A 15590-nucleotide genomic window follows, 5' to 3' on the forward strand; every position below is an offset into this window, starting at 1 on the left:
CGACTTGAATACTTTATCATATCTTCTGTCTTTTGTCAACTGTGAATTTCATTTTTCTGAAATTCTTTTTAATTGTTTGTTTTTCAAAAACAATTATTTGCGACAGCTCAGTTATAATAACACTGGGAGTTATGCTTGTCAACCATAAAATTCAAATTTTTTGGATTTTTCGAAATTTCATCCCAAAGCCCCAATTCAATTTCCAGGACAGGACGCCCCGCGTCCGCTTCCGTCCCCTGCAAGGGTCTTATCTTTTTTCCTACCGGCTGGAAGTGTCAGCCAGAGGGAGAGGATATCGGTTCGGGCTGTTGCGGAGGAGGGGTGATATCCTCTCCCTCTGGCGTACGGTGTTCTCTCCACCTTCCGGAACCAGCAATATCCCCCCGACGGAGTCCCTGCCCGAACCGATATCCTCTCCCTCTGGCGTCCGCTTTTCTCTCCCACCTTTCTCCCCACAAAAAAAGCAGGAAGCTCCGCACACTCCCTGCAAACTCTCACACAAACCAAAATCCTCACACCCAAGCCAAAAGAAGCCCCACCTACTTCATATTCGCAAATCTCTCCACAGCCTTAGTAAAATTCTCAATCGTCTTATCCGCATCCCCATGCTCAATACCATCTCTCACACAATGCTGGATATGCCCCTCAAGCACAACCTGCCCAACCTTATGCAAAGCCGACTTCGCCGCATTGATCTGAGCCAAAACATCCTCGCACGGAATATCCTCATCCACCATCCGATCGATCGCCTGCACCTGCCCAACGATCTTCTTAAGTCTCCTGTGAAGGTTCTCCGAGTCCATACACTGCTTCATACTATTACCTCCAATATCAAAAATCACAGTCAGCAGACATCCGCGCTCCAAAGCCACCAACTGTTCCTGTCACTTTTATATTAAAGAACCCACCCCACCTTGTCAAGTTTTTCACCACACCACACAAAAAGACACCCAAACACACCCTCACTCATCACAAACCGCAATCCCCTCCCGGACCCGCTCCGTAAGACTGTCTCCACCCTTACGATACCAATCTTCCACAAAAGAATCAAAAGAACTCACAGGCATCCTCCCCATAATAATCTGGATAAATGCATTCTTCTCCAGCAAACGCAAAGTCTGAGGAATCTCCCCGTCACCATCCCCCAGATACTTTTTCTCCGGAGCACGGTAATTCGCATCCACCAAAAGCCCCACCGCTGAGATCCTGGACTTGTACGCCGCCCAGGCCTCCACCGAAGGCACATCCGCCTCGAGATATTCCTTACACGCATCAAAATAAGAAACCTCAATGGCACTGAGATCCTCCCTCGTCTTCGCATCACCAGAACTGTAGAGAACCTCACGGATATGCTTTGTCACTATATAGGTAGCCTCATTATAATCCACATTGATCATCAGCGGACGCGCTGTAGGATCCACATTCAGTGCAAAATAAGTGTTCATCTCATCCGCATCCTCTGCCTCATATCTGGAATGATCAAACAACACACTCAAAATCTTCATTGCAATCTCCGGATGCTCATACCCTTTACGCACAACTACATATTTATTATCCCGAAACGTAGAATATACCTCCACGGTCCGCTTTGCATCCGCAGTCAGATAATACGGCTCCCAGTCCGCCTCTTTATTCTTCCGGTACTCATCCATAAGCGGATTATTCGGAGTCCACCAAAGACCAAAAAACGCTCCACATTTTCCATTCACTACAAGATCACGGATATTATTCTGTGCACGTAAAGCAAAATCCGGATCCAAGATCCCCTGCTTATAAAGCTCCCTTAAATACCCCAGAGCCTCCTTTGTCTCCTCCGTCAGTGAACCGTAGACAATTTCTCCATCTGCATTTTTGATCCACTGCTGGGGATACGCACCGAACATTTCAAACACAGAATCCACCGAATAGCTGGTACTGACCGTACCCACAAGCCCCGGATCACAGACAAGACCCACAGGATCTTCGCCCTCTTCTGCACCCATCCGGTTCTCCTGGAATGCACGGATCACAGAAAACGCCTCGTCCAGGGTCTTCGGCTCTTTCAGTCCCAATTGTTCCATCCAGTCACGTCTCAGCCACAAAAGCTGCGGTCCGTCATCAATGGCAGTCTCCGGAAGTGCATACAGTTTTCCGTCAAAAGTCCCGGATGCCAGAAGTTCCTCTCCATAGCTCTCATACATCTCCTTTATTCTATCGGAAGCACAGCTTTTGTATACTCCCGTCAGGTCTTCGATGAGATCATTTTCAACCAACTCTTCCAGAGTTTCCCTATCAGACACCAGAAAAATATCCGGAAGATTCCGGTCTTTGACCAGGATGTTCAAAGCTTCGTCATACCGTTCCTCACTCTCCATAAAAACATTCTTATTCTGAATATTCAGTGTCTTTTTCAGATACCGGGTATATGCGTTATCCTCATAAGTCTGCCCGTCCGGAAGATTAGAATTATTAGCCCCTTTCATCTGTCCCAGAGTATAGGTTACAAGCTCCGGATATCTCCCCAGAGGCGAGGTTTCTGCCTGTTCCCAGCTCTTACGGTTCTTTTCAGGCAGAACATCCACATCTGTTTTTTTCATTTCTGAAGTTTCAAAAGAACACCCCGTCAAAAGTGTCAGGCTCAGTAACATACTCAGAAACACCACTGTTTTTCCCAGACTAAGTCTCATCTTTTTTCACCTCTTTCGGGATCCTCATATCAACGCTTGTCCCCTTACCTACCTTGCTCAGGATCCGGATGGCATATTTTTCTCCATATAAGATACACATACGGTCATTGACATTTTTAAGGCCATAGCCTTTTGCCTGATATGTGAGCAGCTTTTCTGCCTGCTCCTGCTCCATGCCTATTCCGTTATCTTCAACCCGGATCACTACATCCCCATTCTCTTCAAAGAAATAAAGCTTCAGAAGCTTTTCCCCTTCCTCCTTCACATCCAGGCCATGCTCCAGAGCATTCTCAACGATAGGCTGCAGGGCAAGCTTCGGAACCAGCTCCTGCTGCACAGATGGATCGATCTTCCACTCCACCTTAAAATCATTGTCATGCATGATCAGCTGGATTTCCAGATAAGCTTCAATATTCCGGATACAGGTTTCCACAGTTACCATATCTGCTCCCTTACTGAGTGCTGTCCGGTAAAATGTAGACAATGCCAGAGTCACACGGCTGATCTCCTTCTGTCGGCTCTTAATCGCCATCCAGTTTATAATAGAAAGGGAATTATAAAGAAAATGTGGATTGATCTGGGCAGTCAGCGCTTTCAGTTCAAATTCCTTCAGGGCAATCTTGTTTTCATACACTTCTTCAATCAGTCGATTGATCTCATCCATCATATGGTGAAAGCTTCTCACCAGCTGTCCTACCTCATCTCCGGAATCACTGTAAACCGTAACTTCACGACTTCCTTGGTTCACCTGTTCCATATTTCTGGTAAGCTGCTCAATCTTTCTGGTAAACAGCTTGGAAAACGTCATTCCAAGCACAATGATGATCACAACACAGAAGCCGATCAGTGGGATCTCACTGATCAATACTTTTGAAACCGAGCTCTCGATCACAGCCGGAGGTTTGTAAAAATAATAGGTCCATCTTGTTTCATGTCCGCTGCTGCTGACATAAGTATATTCTTCCCTCAGACGATCCAGCTTTTTTGCGGTTTCTTTCTGTGCTGAAATATCACTGGCCGCCAGATTTTCTCCATGATAGACGATATTTTGCTGATCATCCACCACAAAGCCTCCGGAATTCCGTTCAATAATATTAGCCAGAGGCTGGAATACTTTTCCGTAATCCAACGAAATACAGAGCACAGCCTCCCTGATCTTACCATCATATATTTCCCTGACTGCCGCGATCTGACGATTATCCCGGTCCACGATCCACTGAACCGTCACGGTATTATTTAATTTGTCACTCCACCATTCCCCATCAACCTCTGAAAGTGGAGCCAAGGTATATTCATGGCGCACGGGAATGCTTTCTGCAAAAAGATGTATCCCCAGAATTGCTTCGTGGTAGGATTTCGGCACCGTCAACAGCGGATCCACAACTTCCGTATACTGTTCATATGCAGTATAACGATCCATATCTTTGTTGAAGATCACCTCCTGGATTTCAGGAGAATAGGTAAGATAATTCAAAAGGCTGGCATAAATTTCGATCTGCCCGTCAATGTTTTCTCTGGTTTGCTCCAGAATGGAGTACATATCCTCCATCTCATTTTTCCGTACAAGACTACTCATACGACTGTGACTATACAATGCCAACACAGTCATCGGCACCAGGGATACCACCACAAGAAGATTTGTCAGCTTGTACCGGTATTTCATATTATTATACTTCTTCAGAAGACTCTTCATCCTCATTGTTTCCTTTCCGATAGGACTCCGGGCTGCTTCCGTAATATTCCCGGAAGCTCCGGCAGAAATACGAAGAATTGGCAAATCCTACCTGCTCGCTGACCATGGCTACTTTCATGTTGGTGGTTCGTAGAAGCTCCTTGGCCTTTTCCATGCGGAACACACGGATAAAACGATTCAGGTTCATCCCCGTCTCCTTCTTGAAAATAAAGCTGAGATAGCCGGAAGAAAGATATACTTTTTCTGCCAGTGTTTCCAGATTCAGATCTTCCGCATAGTGATTGTAAATATAATTTTTGACTGCTGCCACCTCATCTCTGGATTCGCTCATGGAACGGTCCAGGAACTCCTCGTACTGGCGGATATTTTTTTCTGTAACCTCAATGATCTCCTGAATGGTAGAACAGCCATACAGATGATCCACCTCCATATCCAGCCTATGCTCTCCGGCAAAACGATTCTCCTGAAACAGCTCCCTTATCACATTGGAAAAAACAAATTTCACATACATGGCCGAAAACTGGGTATTGGACTGATATTTGGATGCCAGGCTGCGGAAATGGCTCCACAGCTGCTTCACATCCTTCTGGAAATATCTTCTGAGATTTTTTCCATAAGCCTGGAATCCTGCTCCTCTTCTCCGGTATTTTTTTCCTCGTCCTCCTCGCTGGTGTAGACATGGATATCCGGATGATAAAATTTTTCTTCCATCTGCTGCTCCAGCTGTTCCATGATTTCCGGCAGTTCCTGATATCCGTCAAAACGCCGGCTTACAGCCAGATGAAAGCGAACAGGATGAAGGCGCTTCAGAAGATTATAGACATTTTTTGCCACAAGGACATAATCACAGTACACATCTTTAAAAAGAAGCAGGGACTGACGGCCATTGAGATTCAGATAGAAAAAAGACCGGCGAAGTTCTGCCTGGATCTCAAGAGGCACCTCATCACTGGCAGAATCAAAAAAAGATTCATCGGATTCAATAAGGATTGCACAGTGCCACTGCTCCCAGATGGCAAAATCCACAATCCCTTCCGCTTCTTTCAGACGTTCCCGGTCACCAGAATAAAGATAACTCTGAAGAAAATACTGTTGAAGAAAACTTTTTTCTTTTATGGACTGCTGCTCTTTATTTTTCCGTGATGCGATCTCTTTCTGAATTTTCTGTATGGTGTCATGAAAGCGGTCCGGATCCACCGGTTTCAGTACATAATCCGTCACACCATAGCGGATCGCCTCCTGGGCAAAAGCAAAATCTCCATAACCGCTGAAAATGATAATTTCCAGATCCGGATATTCCTCTCTTGCTTTTTTGAAAGCTCCAGACCATCCATATGAGGCATTTTGATATCTGTCAGCATCAGATCCACAGGATGCTTTCTCAATTCATTTAATGCCAGCTTGCCATTGGCTGCCTCATAAATTTCCCATTCACCTTCTTCCATGGACAGAAGAAATCGGATTCCCTCCCGTTCCAGTTTTTCGTCATCTACCACCAAAACTCTGTACATTCCTCACCTCGCCAAATATGGCCTGATCCACGTAAAAGCACGCAGATCAGGCCGTTTTTCTTTCATTTTAACATTATTCAACTAATTTGTCAGCCCTTAACAGCTCCTGCAACCACACCTTCAATGATATATTTCTGGCATGCAAGATAGAAGGCAATGATTGGAATGATGGAAAGGACAAGAACGCCCATCATCGCTCCCATATCAATGGTTCCGTAACCGCCCTTCAGATACTGGATGGCAATGGAAATGGTTTTATATTTCTTGATATCAAGTACCAGATATGGAAGAAGATAATCATTCCAGATCCACATGGTTTCCAGAATCGCTACAGTTACACAGGTCGGTTTCATAACCGGAAGTACCACTTTAAAAAATGTCTGGATCGGGGTACAGCCATCGATCATGGCAGCTTCCTCGATCTCGATCGGAATGGATTTTACAAAACCGCTGAACATAAATACCGCAAGTCCTGCTCCATATCCAAGATAAATGATGATCAGTCCCCACGGAGTATTCAGCTTCAGAATGTTTGCGATCTTGGAAAGAGTAAACATTACCATCTGGAATGGTACGACCATGGAAAACAGACACAGCATGTACATGGTTTTTGTCAGCGTGTTGGTAACACGGTTGATGTACCAGGCACACATGGAGGTACAGAGCAGAATTACCGCAACCGAAAATACTGTGATAAATAATGTCCATCCAAATGCCTGGAAAAATCCGGTTTTTGTAAGACCATTTACATAGTTTTCCAGACCTACGAACATTTTATCCGTTGGGATTGCAAAAGGATAACGACTGATGTATGCTTTTTTCTTAAAAGAATTGATCAAAACCAGAAGAATCGGGAAAATATAAGCAACAGATACCACACTCAGGATCGCAGTCCACAGACCGCTGAATTTTACTTTTTTATTCATTACTGCTGTACCTCCTTACTTCTTGTGAGACGATTCTGGATCATGGCAATTGCTCCAACCAGTATAAAGAAGATCACGGCCTTCGCCTGTCCTACACCTTCCCATCCGGTACGTCCATAGAAGGTATTGAAAATATTCAGCGCAAGCATTTCTGACATATTGGAAGGCTCACCATTTGTAAGAGCAAGGTTCTGGTCAAAAAGCTTGAAGGAGTTGGTAAGTGTCAGGAAAGTACAGATGGTGATGGACGGCATGACCATAGGAATGATCACATGCTTCAGAAGCTGTCCTTTGTTCGCACCATCGATCTGTGCAGCCTCGATCAGTTCACCCGGGATATTCTGGATACCTGCGATGTAAATGATCATCATATATCCGATCTGCTGCCAGCACATCAGGATCACAAGACCCCAGAATCCGTAAACTGATGAATATGTAAGTGTTTTATTGATCTGAAGAAGCAGACCATTTAACAGAAGCTGCCATACATAGCCAAGGATAATACCACCGATCAGGTTTGGCATAAAAAATACAGTACGAAATACATTGGTTCCTTTGATCTTCTTGGTCAGAAGCAACGCAACTGCAAAACCGATCACATTGATCAGAACAACTGATACAACCGTAAATGCAGTAGTATACCATAATGCATGTCCAAAGGTTCCATCCTCAGTAAAAATCTTCACATAGTTCTGTAATCCCACGAATTTTGCATCCGTTACTGTGGTAAATTTACAGAAGGAAAGATATACGCCCATGATAAAGGGAACGATAAATCCAATGGTAAATGCCAGCAGGGTAGGCAGGACAAAAACCGGAAAATACTTTTTCATCATCTTATTCTGCATGTTTTCTCTTCCTTTCTCCTGAGGATGCATCCTTCCCTACTTTACGCATCCTCCCTTCATTGAAAGAGGCAGGCGGAAACCGCCCACCCCTTCGTGATCACGTTTCAGTTATACCTTATCAGCCTTCATTTGCTGCTTTGTACTCTTTTGCCCATCCGTCAACAAATGCAGTTTTCACAGCATCCCACTCGCCGGTACCCTGTGCATACTCAAGCATTGCACTGCCGACCTGGTTTTTCCACTCTTCAGAAGGCATGGTTGTGAAGTTCCATGAAACCGGAGTTTTACCAGCTTTTACATATTCATTGGCTGCTTTTACAAGCGGATTTGTAGACTCATAATTCTCATCAAAGGTCTTGAATGGTGTTGTAAATCCCATTTCCTGGCTTATAGATTCTCTTCCTTCATCACTTGTGATAACCCAACTGAGGAAATCAAGAGTTGCCTGGATATCCTTCTCATCTGCTTTTTTATTTACACACCAGTAGTTCTCACTGCCTGTGCAAAGTCCCTGGTCCTCTTCACCATCTACACCAATATAGATTGGAAGCATTCCCATATCCTCGTCTGCTACTTCGTTATCTTTGATGCTATCATAAGCCCAGGTTCCATTCTGATAGAACACAGCCTCTCCAAGACCAAATTCAGCATTTGCGTCATCGATAGTCTTGCTGGAAAGAAGGCTTGGCTCACAGGTAGAATCTGTGATATAAAGGTCAAACAGGTTCTTGAAGTTGTCAAGATAGGTTCCTTTGATCGCATCTGTGGATGTGATTCCGTCTTCTTTGTACTCATAATAGATCGGAAGGTTTGCAAGATGTGTTTTGAATCGCCAGTCACTGGAAGAATCAAAGCCTGCGGAAGTAAATGCACCGTCAACTCCAAGGTCATCTTTCTTAGCCTGGATATCATCTGCAACCTTCTTTAATGTCTCAAAATTGTTGATCTCATCTGCAGACTTGATCACAGCGCCATCCATCTCACAATATTTCTTAAGAAGCGCTTTGTTGTAAATAATTCCATATGTTTCAATTACATAGGCGATACCGTCAACTGCACCGCTGTCATCCTTCAGTACAAAATCATCGCTTTCTACATTTTTGTAAACATCGCTGTCCTTCAGGTCATAGCAATAATCCTTCCAGGATGCAAGTCCAACCGGTCCGTTAACCTGGAACAGTGTCGGAACCTCATCCTTGGCCATCTCTGATTTCAGAGTAGACTCGTAAGTTCCGGAAGCAGCTGTAACAACGGTAACCGGTACACCAGTCTCATCGGTGTATTTCTTTGCCAGATCTGACCACTGATCTGCCTGCTCCGGTTTAAAATTCAGATAATAAACAGAGCCTTCACTGTCATCCCCCTTTGCCATAGCCGGAACTGCCGGGATCATGGTAGCTGCCATTAATGCTGCAAGACCAAATGCTGTTGCTTTTTTCATTCTCATAATCGTACCTCTCCTTTACCTTAAATGATATTCAACTTGTTCTGAAGATATGCTTAAAACGTCCCTTTTGCATATCTCTGACCGATAAGCTTCAAATCAGCTTCTCGATTAACTTGATGTTATTGTAAATCGAAGAGGTCATTTTCACTATATAAAAAAACCAAGAAACATGTTGATTTTTTTATATAGTGAAAATATTGACATTTTATCATGAAAAAAGAAGCCGGAACAGGCTTGCTCCCATTCCGGCTTCTTTCATATATTATTTTCGATTCATCATGCTTTATTGACAGATCCGAAAAGCTCCATTTTCTCTTTAACAGTAGCTTTGATTGCTTCTGCGCCAGGTGCAAGAAGCTTACGTGGGTCATATCCTTTACCCTGCAGGTCTTTACCCTCTTCAATGTATTTACGTGTAGCCTCTGCAAATGCAAGCTGGCACTCTGTATTAACATTGATCTTGGAAACACCAAGGCTGATTGCTTTCTTGATCATGTCTGCCGGGATACCTGTACCACCGTGAAGAACAAGCGGCATATCTCCTGTCAGCTGCTGAATAGCATCCAGAGTCTCAAAGCTTAAGCCTTTCCAGTTAGCCGGATATTTTCCGTGGATGTTACCGATACCAGCTGCAAGGAAGTTGATTCCAAGATCTGCAACCATCTTGCACTCCTTAGGATCAGCACACTCGCCCATACCAATAACACCGTCTTCCTCGCCGCCGATGGAACCAACCTCTGCCTCAAGAGACATGTTGTGCTCAGCAACGATCTTAACCAGCTCTTTAGTCTTAGCTACGTTCTCATCGATCGGATAATGAGATCCATCGAACATAATGGAAGAGAAACCAGCCTCAACACATTTCAGGCATCCTTCGTAGCTGCCGTGGTCAAGATGAAGAGCAACCGGAACAGTGATGTTCAGCTCCTCCATCATACCGTTAACCATACCTACAACAGTCTTATAACCTGTCATATATTTACCAGCACCCTCGGAAACACCAAGGATAACCGGAGAGTTGAGCTCCTGAGCTGTCTGAAGGATAGCTTTTGTCCACTCAAGGTTGTTGATGTTGAACTGACCAACTGCATAATGGCCTGCTTTTGCTTTTTTCAGCATTTCTGTTGCGTTTACTAACATGATAAAATCCTCCTAACCTGTATTAGGATACGGAAAAGAACCGTGTCCTTTATATCCAACCGTACTCATAATAGCAGATTTCTTTTGGTAAGTCCAGTGTTTTGCCAAAAATGCTGGTGTTGTGAGAATTTTATTTTTTTTGAGAAAAAGCTTGCAATTTTAAAAAATGTTATATATAATACACTTGTTGTTCACGGATGGATTCCCGAGTGGCCAAAGGGGGCAGACTGTAAATCTGTTGGCACCGCCTTCGAAGGTTCGAATCCTTCTCCATCCAGCGAATTTAGCTCTTACATCTTTGAGATGTAGGGGCTATTTTTTTGTGAAAAAGGAAACCGCAAAGGGGCACAAGGCCGCGCCCCTCTGCACACCCCTGGGCCTTTTTTAAGGAGTTCTTGGTTGTGGAGGACGGGAGGGTGTTGACTTTTGTCTGTATGCTTCGGTGTTGGACGTGGGACGCTGTGCCGAACTGGTTGCTGTATTCTTCGGTGTTGCATGTGAGGCGTTATGCCGATACAGCCACGTTTTCACAATTCAGGACAGGACGCAAACGTCCGCTTCCGTCCCTTGCGGTTGGAGTTTCAGCCGGGGATGTGGCATCCCCGGCGTACGTTCGTTCCACCATCCTAGCGTACGCTCCTTCCACCCTGCGCACACTCCTTCCATGCACAGAAAAAGACGGCCACCCCAAACCGAGACAGCCGCCTTTCCCTCACACATCATACATAGGAAATCGAAACATCGAAAAATACTTATTTATTAACTCTGTTAACTGTATTACCAGCCAGAAAAGCCTTGATATTATCAACCGTAATATCCATAATTCTCTGTCTGGAAGCCTGCGCAGCCCAAGAAATATGCGGAGTGATGATGCAGTTCTTAGCCTTAAGAAGCGGGTTATCCCCTTTGATCGGCTCAGTAGAAACAACATCAAGACCAGCAGCATAAACCTTACCACTGTTCAGAGCATCCGCAAGATCCTGCTCAACAACCAGCTGACCACGGCTGTTGTTGATAAGGATAACACCATCCTTCATCTTCGCGATATTCTCTTTGTTGATCATACCCTCTGTCTCCGGGAAAAGCGGGCAGTGAAGGAAGATCACATCAGACTGTGCAAACAGCTCGTCAAGAGAAACATACTCAGCAAGTTTCGCACCAGCCTCACTCTGATAAGCATCATAAGCAAGAACCTTCATATCCAGAGCATTCAGAAGCTTGGCAGTAGCCTGTCCAATTCTACCAAGACCAATGATACCGGCAGTCTTTCCATAAAGCTCGATCATCGGATAATCCCAGTAGCACCAGTCATCATTATTCTCCCATTTGCCAGCCTTAACAGTCTCATCATGATGACCATAATGAGAACAGATCTCAAGAAGAAGACCAAGAGCATACTGACCAACGATCTGGGTACCATAAGTCGGAACATTCACAACCGGAATATCCTTCTCTTTTGCATAATTGTAATCAACAACATTGTAGCCGGTAGCCAGAACAGCGATCAGCTTCATGTTCGGGCACTTATCAATCGTCTCTTTGGAGATCGGAGTTTTATTGATGATAACAATCTCAGCATCACCGATACGCTCAGCGATCAGCGGAGACTCCTCATAGGAAGTTCTGTCATAAACCGTAACATCTCCAAGCTCTTTTAATGCGTCCCAGCTTAAATCTCCAGGGTTCTCTGTGTAGCCATCCAATACAACAATCTTCATATTCGTACTCACCTTTCTTAAAAAAATTTTTGTGGTATGTATGATTAATTATTTCCGTTCAGTCGTTCATCCAGAGCATTCATTTCATTCAGCTCACGGATATACAGATCCTGGGCAAGATCCAGGCTCACCTCAATAAAACGGATCTTCTGTCCAGGCCGGGCCTGGGCAATCTTTGCAAAATCCACCGTGATCACAGTACCGATCTTCGGATAGCCGCCTGTACTCTGACGGTCAGCCAGCATGATGATCGGCTGTCCGTTTAACGGAACCTGGATCGATCCCATGGAAATACCATCTGTATTAATATTACCATCACCGGCATGCTCTACCGGTTCTCTCTCAATACGGCATCCCATACGGTCAAACTCATTGGTAATGGTACCGCTGTACCAGAAAAACTTGCGGACACCCTCTTCTGTAAACTCATTCTCCTGAGGTCCCAGAACCACGCGGAGAACCACTTCATCTGAAGGATAAACTTCCGCCGGCACATGACGAAGCTCCATATTCGGAAGTTCTGTCTTCGGTGCTGTAAACTCGATGGTATCACCTTTTTCCAGCTTTCTTCCCTCAACACCACCAATGTGGTTACGAAGCAGTGTAGACTTGCTTCCCATTACAAGGGGGATATCCAGGCCGCCTGCAAAAGCGATATATCCACGGCTTCCATTTCTGGCACCTGCAAACATCAGCTTCTGGCCTTTTTTTACAAGAACTGCCTTATACATCGGAAAAGGCTGTCCATCCAGCATCGGTGTCAGATCTCCACCTGTCACCGCTATGATATTATCACTGGTAAAAGTAAGGGTTGGTCCGATAAAAGTCATCTCCAGAGCACCCTCTGTTTTTTTATTGCCTACCAGCAGATTGGCAATGTGGAAAGCTCTCGGGTCCATGGCACCGGATGTTGAAACACCAAATGCCTGATTTCCGAATCTTCCCTCGTCCTGAACAGTGGTCAGGATTCCGCCGTTTTCAACTGTAATTCCCATATCATGACCTCCGTTCTCAACCGTTATCCTGTGGTGTATAGGTTTTCACTTTATAGGTACCGTTTTCCACGTCTCTTCGGATCTGATCATACTCTGCTTTTGTGACAGGAACATGTTTTACCCAGTCACCGGCACGTACAAGGAACGGATCTTCCTTTGCAAAATTGCAGATATCAAGAGGTGTGCTTCCGATAATATTCCATCCACAAGGCTGCTCAAAAGGAATAAAATCAGACAGTGCCAGCTGAACTACGATGGATCTCGCCGGGATCTTCACTCGCGGAGAAGTTCTTCTCTTAAAGCTGAACGGCTCATCAAATCTGGCCATATACGGATGTCCCGGTGCAAAACCAAGCATATATACATAGTACTCATGCTGGGAATGCTTGCGGATGATCTCCTCCGTAGTAGTATTCTCAAGCTCTGCACAGTACTCCAGATCCGGTCCGGTCTCGCCGCCATAATAAACCGGGATCTCTTTTACAACTTTTTTGGTTGTTGTGGAAACTTCGTGCATGTCTGCAATTCTCTTCTCCAGTTCTTCCACCAGTTTGGAATAACGGATCACCTCCGGGCGGTAATGTACGATCAGCGCACAGTAGGTAGGAACTGTTTCCACCATGCCTTCAATTGGAGATTCTTTTAATTTTTCATCCAGCGCACGTACCTTGGCATTGACTTCAAGGCTGATCACGCTGCCGAATTCAACGGAAACTGCTCTGTCTCCTGCGATCAGGAACTTCACATCCATTCAGATATACCTCCGTTCTTTATTTGACAAAAAGGCCCGTCATACGTGGTGACAGACCTTCCTGCATGTATCTTTTATTCGGTTAGTCTACAAATTCAAATCCGACTTTTTTGAGAGCTTCGTCAACCCATGGACGTGGCCACTCACCACGTGTCAGGATTCCCTCAAGCTGTTTTTCCTCGCCTGCATGATACTTTCTTGCGATCTCTGCAAGCTCTGCTGTATGCTCGTCTGGTTTGATTGCCAGAAGTCCGTCAGAGTCTCCGACGATGATATCACCAGGATTGATCACGATTCCTGCGAAAGATACCGGGAAATTCATCTCTCCCGGGCCGTTTTTGTATGGTCCGTTAGGTGTGATGCCTTTTGCATATACTGGGAAATCCATCTGGCTTAATGTGTAGCTGTCACGAACACATCCGTCGATGATGATTCCTGCGATTCCTCTGGATTTTGCGTAGTTGCTCATGATCTCACCGCAAAGTGCTCTGCTCATGCTTCCTTTGTTTGCAAGAACGATAACATCTCCTGGCTGAGCCATATCCAGAGCTTTGTGGAACAGAAGGTTATCTCCTGCCGGTGCGTTTACTGTAAATGCGGTTCCCAGAAGTCTTGCCTTCGGGTTCAGTGGATAAATGCTGGAGTCTACAGCAGCGATCCTTCCACAGTTATCATCAATATTTGCAACCGGAATTCCACGGAATGCTTCTACTAATTCTTTTGACGGTCTTTCAAAGTTTCGTCTGATTCTACATCCTAATGACATATGAAAACCTCTCTTCTTTTGATTTTCTTTTTAAGTTGTATTTATCATATCATACAAGCTTACTATTGAATAACGAATAATTTCTCTGTATAATATAAATAATTTTTATATTACTGAAACTTACTCAATTCTTATAGACAATACCAAAGAAAAGGAGCTGTTCCTATGAATCTTGCTGAAATCGAAACCTTTCTCACCATCGTAAATACCAAGAGCATCACCCGTACAGCGGATCTTCTTTTTCTTTCCCAGCCTACGGTCAGCCACCGGCTCACTTCTCTGGAAAACGAGCTTGGTTTTCCCCTTGTGATCCGTCAAAAAGGTCACAAACAGGTGGAACTGACTGCCAAGGGAACGGATTTTATCATCCTTGCGGAACGCTGGATGTCCCTCTGGAAAGAAACCATGGAGCTGCAGCGCAACCAGGATTCCCTGCTTCTTACCATCGGATGTACCGACAGTCTGAATGTAGCGGTTTTTGCTCCGCTGTATGACCGGATCTTAAATGAGCAGACCAAGCTGGATCTGAACATCGAATCCCATCACTCCTCAGAGCTTTACGGGCTCCTCGGTGAACACAGCATTGATATCGGATTTGTTTACCACAAATTGCATTACAAGAACATCATAACAGAAAAAATCTTCGAAGAAAAGCTTTATCTGGTGCAGTCAGACCAGCCATCCATTCCGGCACCTTCCGTACATACCGATGAGCTCGATCCATCCCTGGAACTTTTCTTAAGCTGGGATGATAATTACCAGATCTGGCACGACCGATGGCTTTCTTCCGCATCCAGGCCTCACATTGCAGCTGATACCATCACACTTCTTGACCGCCTCTGGAAAAAGCCGGGAAACTGGATGGTTGCACCTCAGTCCGTGATCCTGGAGCTTTCCCACTACCGGCCGATTTTTATCAGCGAGCTGAAAAACACGCCGCCGAACCGTGTATGCTACAAAATCAAGCATAAATATCCGAAATCCACAAGCAAGCGTGCCGTGGAATTCTTTGAAAATGCTCTGGATGAATTTCTTTCAGAATCCACCCCGTCCTTCCCCATCGGTCAGGTATGGGAACGACAGAAATAAAAAAACGGCAAGCATAAGTCGGCTGGGAACCTTCTTAGCT

Annotated in this window: 15 protein-coding genes and 1 tRNA gene; 2 read left to right on the forward strand and 14 right to left on the reverse strand. The window is 44.9% G+C overall.

Translation table 11 applies throughout. The annotated features are described in order from the left end of the window. Positions 1-539 precede the first annotated feature (539 nt). From KQI39_RS13315 to fba, 10 genes are all read right to left on the reverse strand, one after another. Positions 540-815, reverse strand: coding sequence for a metal-sensing transcriptional repressor (locus KQI39_RS13315; protein ID WP_148447262.1), 276 nt, complete (start codon positions 813-815; stop codon positions 540-542). Positions 816-962: 147 nt separating this feature from the next. Continuing rightward, complete coding sequence (locus tag KQI39_RS13320; RefSeq protein ID WP_216418943.1) at positions 963-2666, reverse strand: extracellular solute-binding protein; 1704 nt, start codon at positions 2664-2666, stop codon at positions 963-965. Next, complete coding sequence (locus tag KQI39_RS13325) at positions 2656-4359, reverse strand: sensor histidine kinase (protein WP_216418945.1); 1704 nt, start codon at positions 4357-4359, stop codon at positions 2656-2658. Before KQI39_RS13325 ends, KQI39_RS13320 begins: the two co-directional genes overlap by 11 nt. Continuing rightward, positions 4334-4939, reverse strand: a complete 606-nt coding sequence (locus KQI39_RS17435) for a helix-turn-helix transcriptional regulator (RefSeq protein WP_330654057.1) — start codon at positions 4937-4939, stop codon at positions 4334-4336. The genes KQI39_RS13325 and KQI39_RS17435 overlap by 26 nt, the downstream gene beginning before the upstream one ends. After that, positions 4936-5580, reverse strand: coding sequence for a hypothetical protein (locus tag KQI39_RS17440; RefSeq protein ID WP_253293185.1), 645 nt, complete (start codon positions 5578-5580; stop codon positions 4936-4938). Before KQI39_RS17440 ends, KQI39_RS17435 begins: the two co-directional genes overlap by 4 nt. Further along, positions 5577-5870, reverse strand: coding sequence for a response regulator transcription factor (locus tag KQI39_RS17445; RefSeq protein ID WP_253293186.1), 294 nt, complete (start codon positions 5868-5870; stop codon positions 5577-5579). The genes KQI39_RS17440 and KQI39_RS17445 overlap by 4 nt, the downstream gene beginning before the upstream one ends. Before the next feature lie 89 nt (positions 5871-5959). Beyond that, complete coding sequence (locus tag KQI39_RS13335; RefSeq protein WP_021650827.1) at positions 5960-6796, reverse strand: carbohydrate ABC transporter permease; 837 nt, start codon at positions 6794-6796, stop codon at positions 5960-5962. After that, positions 6796-7644: a carbohydrate ABC transporter permease gene (locus KQI39_RS13340; protein WP_118169248.1), complete on the reverse strand. Its 849-nt coding sequence runs from the start codon at positions 7642-7644 to the stop codon at positions 6796-6798. The genes KQI39_RS13335 and KQI39_RS13340 overlap by 1 nt, the downstream gene beginning before the upstream one ends. A 118-nt stretch (positions 7645-7762) precedes the next feature. Further along, complete coding sequence (locus KQI39_RS13345; RefSeq protein ID WP_118062163.1) at positions 7763-9091, reverse strand: ABC transporter substrate-binding protein; 1329 nt, start codon at positions 9089-9091, stop codon at positions 7763-7765. Positions 9092-9367: 276 nt separating this feature from the next. Beyond that, positions 9368-10231: a class II fructose-1,6-bisphosphate aldolase gene (gene fba / locus KQI39_RS13350; protein WP_118071041.1), complete on the reverse strand. Its 864-nt coding sequence runs from the start codon at positions 10229-10231 to the stop codon at positions 9368-9370. A gap of 195 nt (positions 10232-10426) precedes the next feature. On the opposite strand from fba, the gene KQI39_RS13355 reads away from it, so the two are divergent. Then, positions 10427-10508 (forward strand) — tRNA-Tyr (locus tag KQI39_RS13355). 475 nt (positions 10509-10983) lie between these two features. On the opposite strand, the gene KQI39_RS13360 is transcribed toward KQI39_RS13355, so the two are convergent. From KQI39_RS13360 to KQI39_RS13375, 4 genes are all read right to left on the reverse strand, one after another. Further along, a complete protein-coding gene (locus tag KQI39_RS13360) occupies positions 10984-11949 on the reverse strand; it encodes a D-2-hydroxyacid dehydrogenase (RefSeq protein WP_148447270.1) in 966 nt (321 codons plus the stop codon). Positions 11950-11993: 44 nt separating this feature from the next. Next, the gene (locus tag KQI39_RS13365) at positions 11994-12944 is read right to left on the reverse strand and encodes a biotin-dependent carboxyltransferase family protein (protein ID WP_148447272.1); all 951 of its coding nucleotides are present in this window, start codon (positions 12942-12944) and stop codon (positions 11994-11996) included. Between the two features lie 16 nt (positions 12945-12960). Next, positions 12961-13695 carry a 5-oxoprolinase subunit PxpB gene (gene pxpB / locus KQI39_RS13370; protein ID WP_148447274.1) on the reverse strand — a complete coding sequence of 245 codons (735 nt, stop codon included), beginning with the start codon at positions 13693-13695 and terminating at the stop codon, positions 12961-12963. 82 nt (positions 13696-13777) lie between these two features. Then, positions 13778-14461, reverse strand: a complete 684-nt coding sequence (locus KQI39_RS13375; RefSeq protein ID WP_118062161.1) for an RraA family protein — start codon at positions 14459-14461, stop codon at positions 13778-13780. Positions 14462-14626: 165 nt separating this feature from the next. Between KQI39_RS13375 and KQI39_RS13380 the strand changes: the two genes are divergently transcribed. Further along, the gene (locus tag KQI39_RS13380; protein ID WP_148447276.1) at positions 14627-15550 is read left to right on the forward strand and encodes a LysR family transcriptional regulator; all 924 of its coding nucleotides are present in this window, start codon (positions 14627-14629) and stop codon (positions 15548-15550) included. Positions 15551-15590 lie beyond the last annotated feature (40 nt).

It is taken from the genome of Blautia sp. MSJ-36, from assembly GCF_018917985.1.
Classification (GTDB): domain Bacteria; phylum Bacillota; class Clostridia; order Lachnospirales; family Lachnospiraceae; genus Blautia_A.

Coding starts and splice junctions, on each gene's coding strand:
- KQI39_RS13315 (WP_148447262.1), bottom strand. CDS start 815: ATGAAGCAGTGTATGGACTCGGAGAACCTTCACAGGAGACTTAAGAAG.
- KQI39_RS13320 (WP_216418943.1), bottom strand. CDS start 2,666: ATGAGACTTAGTCTGGGAAAAACAGTGGTGTTTCTGAGTATGTTACTG.
- KQI39_RS13325 (WP_216418945.1), bottom strand. CDS start 4,359: ATGAAGAGTCTTCTGAAGAAGTATAATAATATGAAATACCGGTACAAG.
- KQI39_RS17445 (WP_253293186.1), bottom strand. CDS start 5,870: ATGTACAGAGTTTTGGTGGTAGATGACGAAAAACTGGAACGGGAGGGA.
- KQI39_RS13335 (WP_021650827.1), bottom strand. CDS start 6,796: ATGAATAAAAAAGTAAAATTCAGCGGTCTGTGGACTGCGATCCTGAGT.
- KQI39_RS13340 (WP_118169248.1), bottom strand. CDS start 7,644: ATGCAGAATAAGATGATGAAAAAGTATTTTCCGGTTTTTGTCCTGCCT.
- KQI39_RS13345 (WP_118062163.1), bottom strand. CDS start 9,091: ATGAGAATGAAAAAAGCAACAGCATTTGGTCTTGCAGCATTAATGGCA.
- fba (WP_118071041.1), bottom strand. CDS start 10,231: ATGTTAGTAAACGCAACAGAAATGCTGAAAAAAGCAAAAGCAGGCCAT.
- KQI39_RS13360 (WP_148447270.1), bottom strand. CDS start 11,949: ATGAAGATTGTTGTATTGGATGGCTACACAGAGAACCCTGGAGATTTA.
- KQI39_RS13365 (WP_148447272.1), bottom strand. CDS start 12,944: ATGGGAATTACAGTTGAAAACGGCGGAATCCTGACCACTGTTCAGGAC.
- pxpB (WP_148447274.1), bottom strand. CDS start 13,695: ATGGATGTGAAGTTCCTGATCGCAGGAGACAGAGCAGTTTCCGTTGAA.
- KQI39_RS13375 (WP_118062161.1), bottom strand. CDS start 14,461: ATGTCATTAGGATGTAGAATCAGACGAAACTTTGAAAGACCGTCAAAA.
- KQI39_RS13380 (WP_148447276.1), top strand. CDS start 14,627: ATGAATCTTGCTGAAATCGAAACCTTTCTCACCATCGTAAATACCAAG.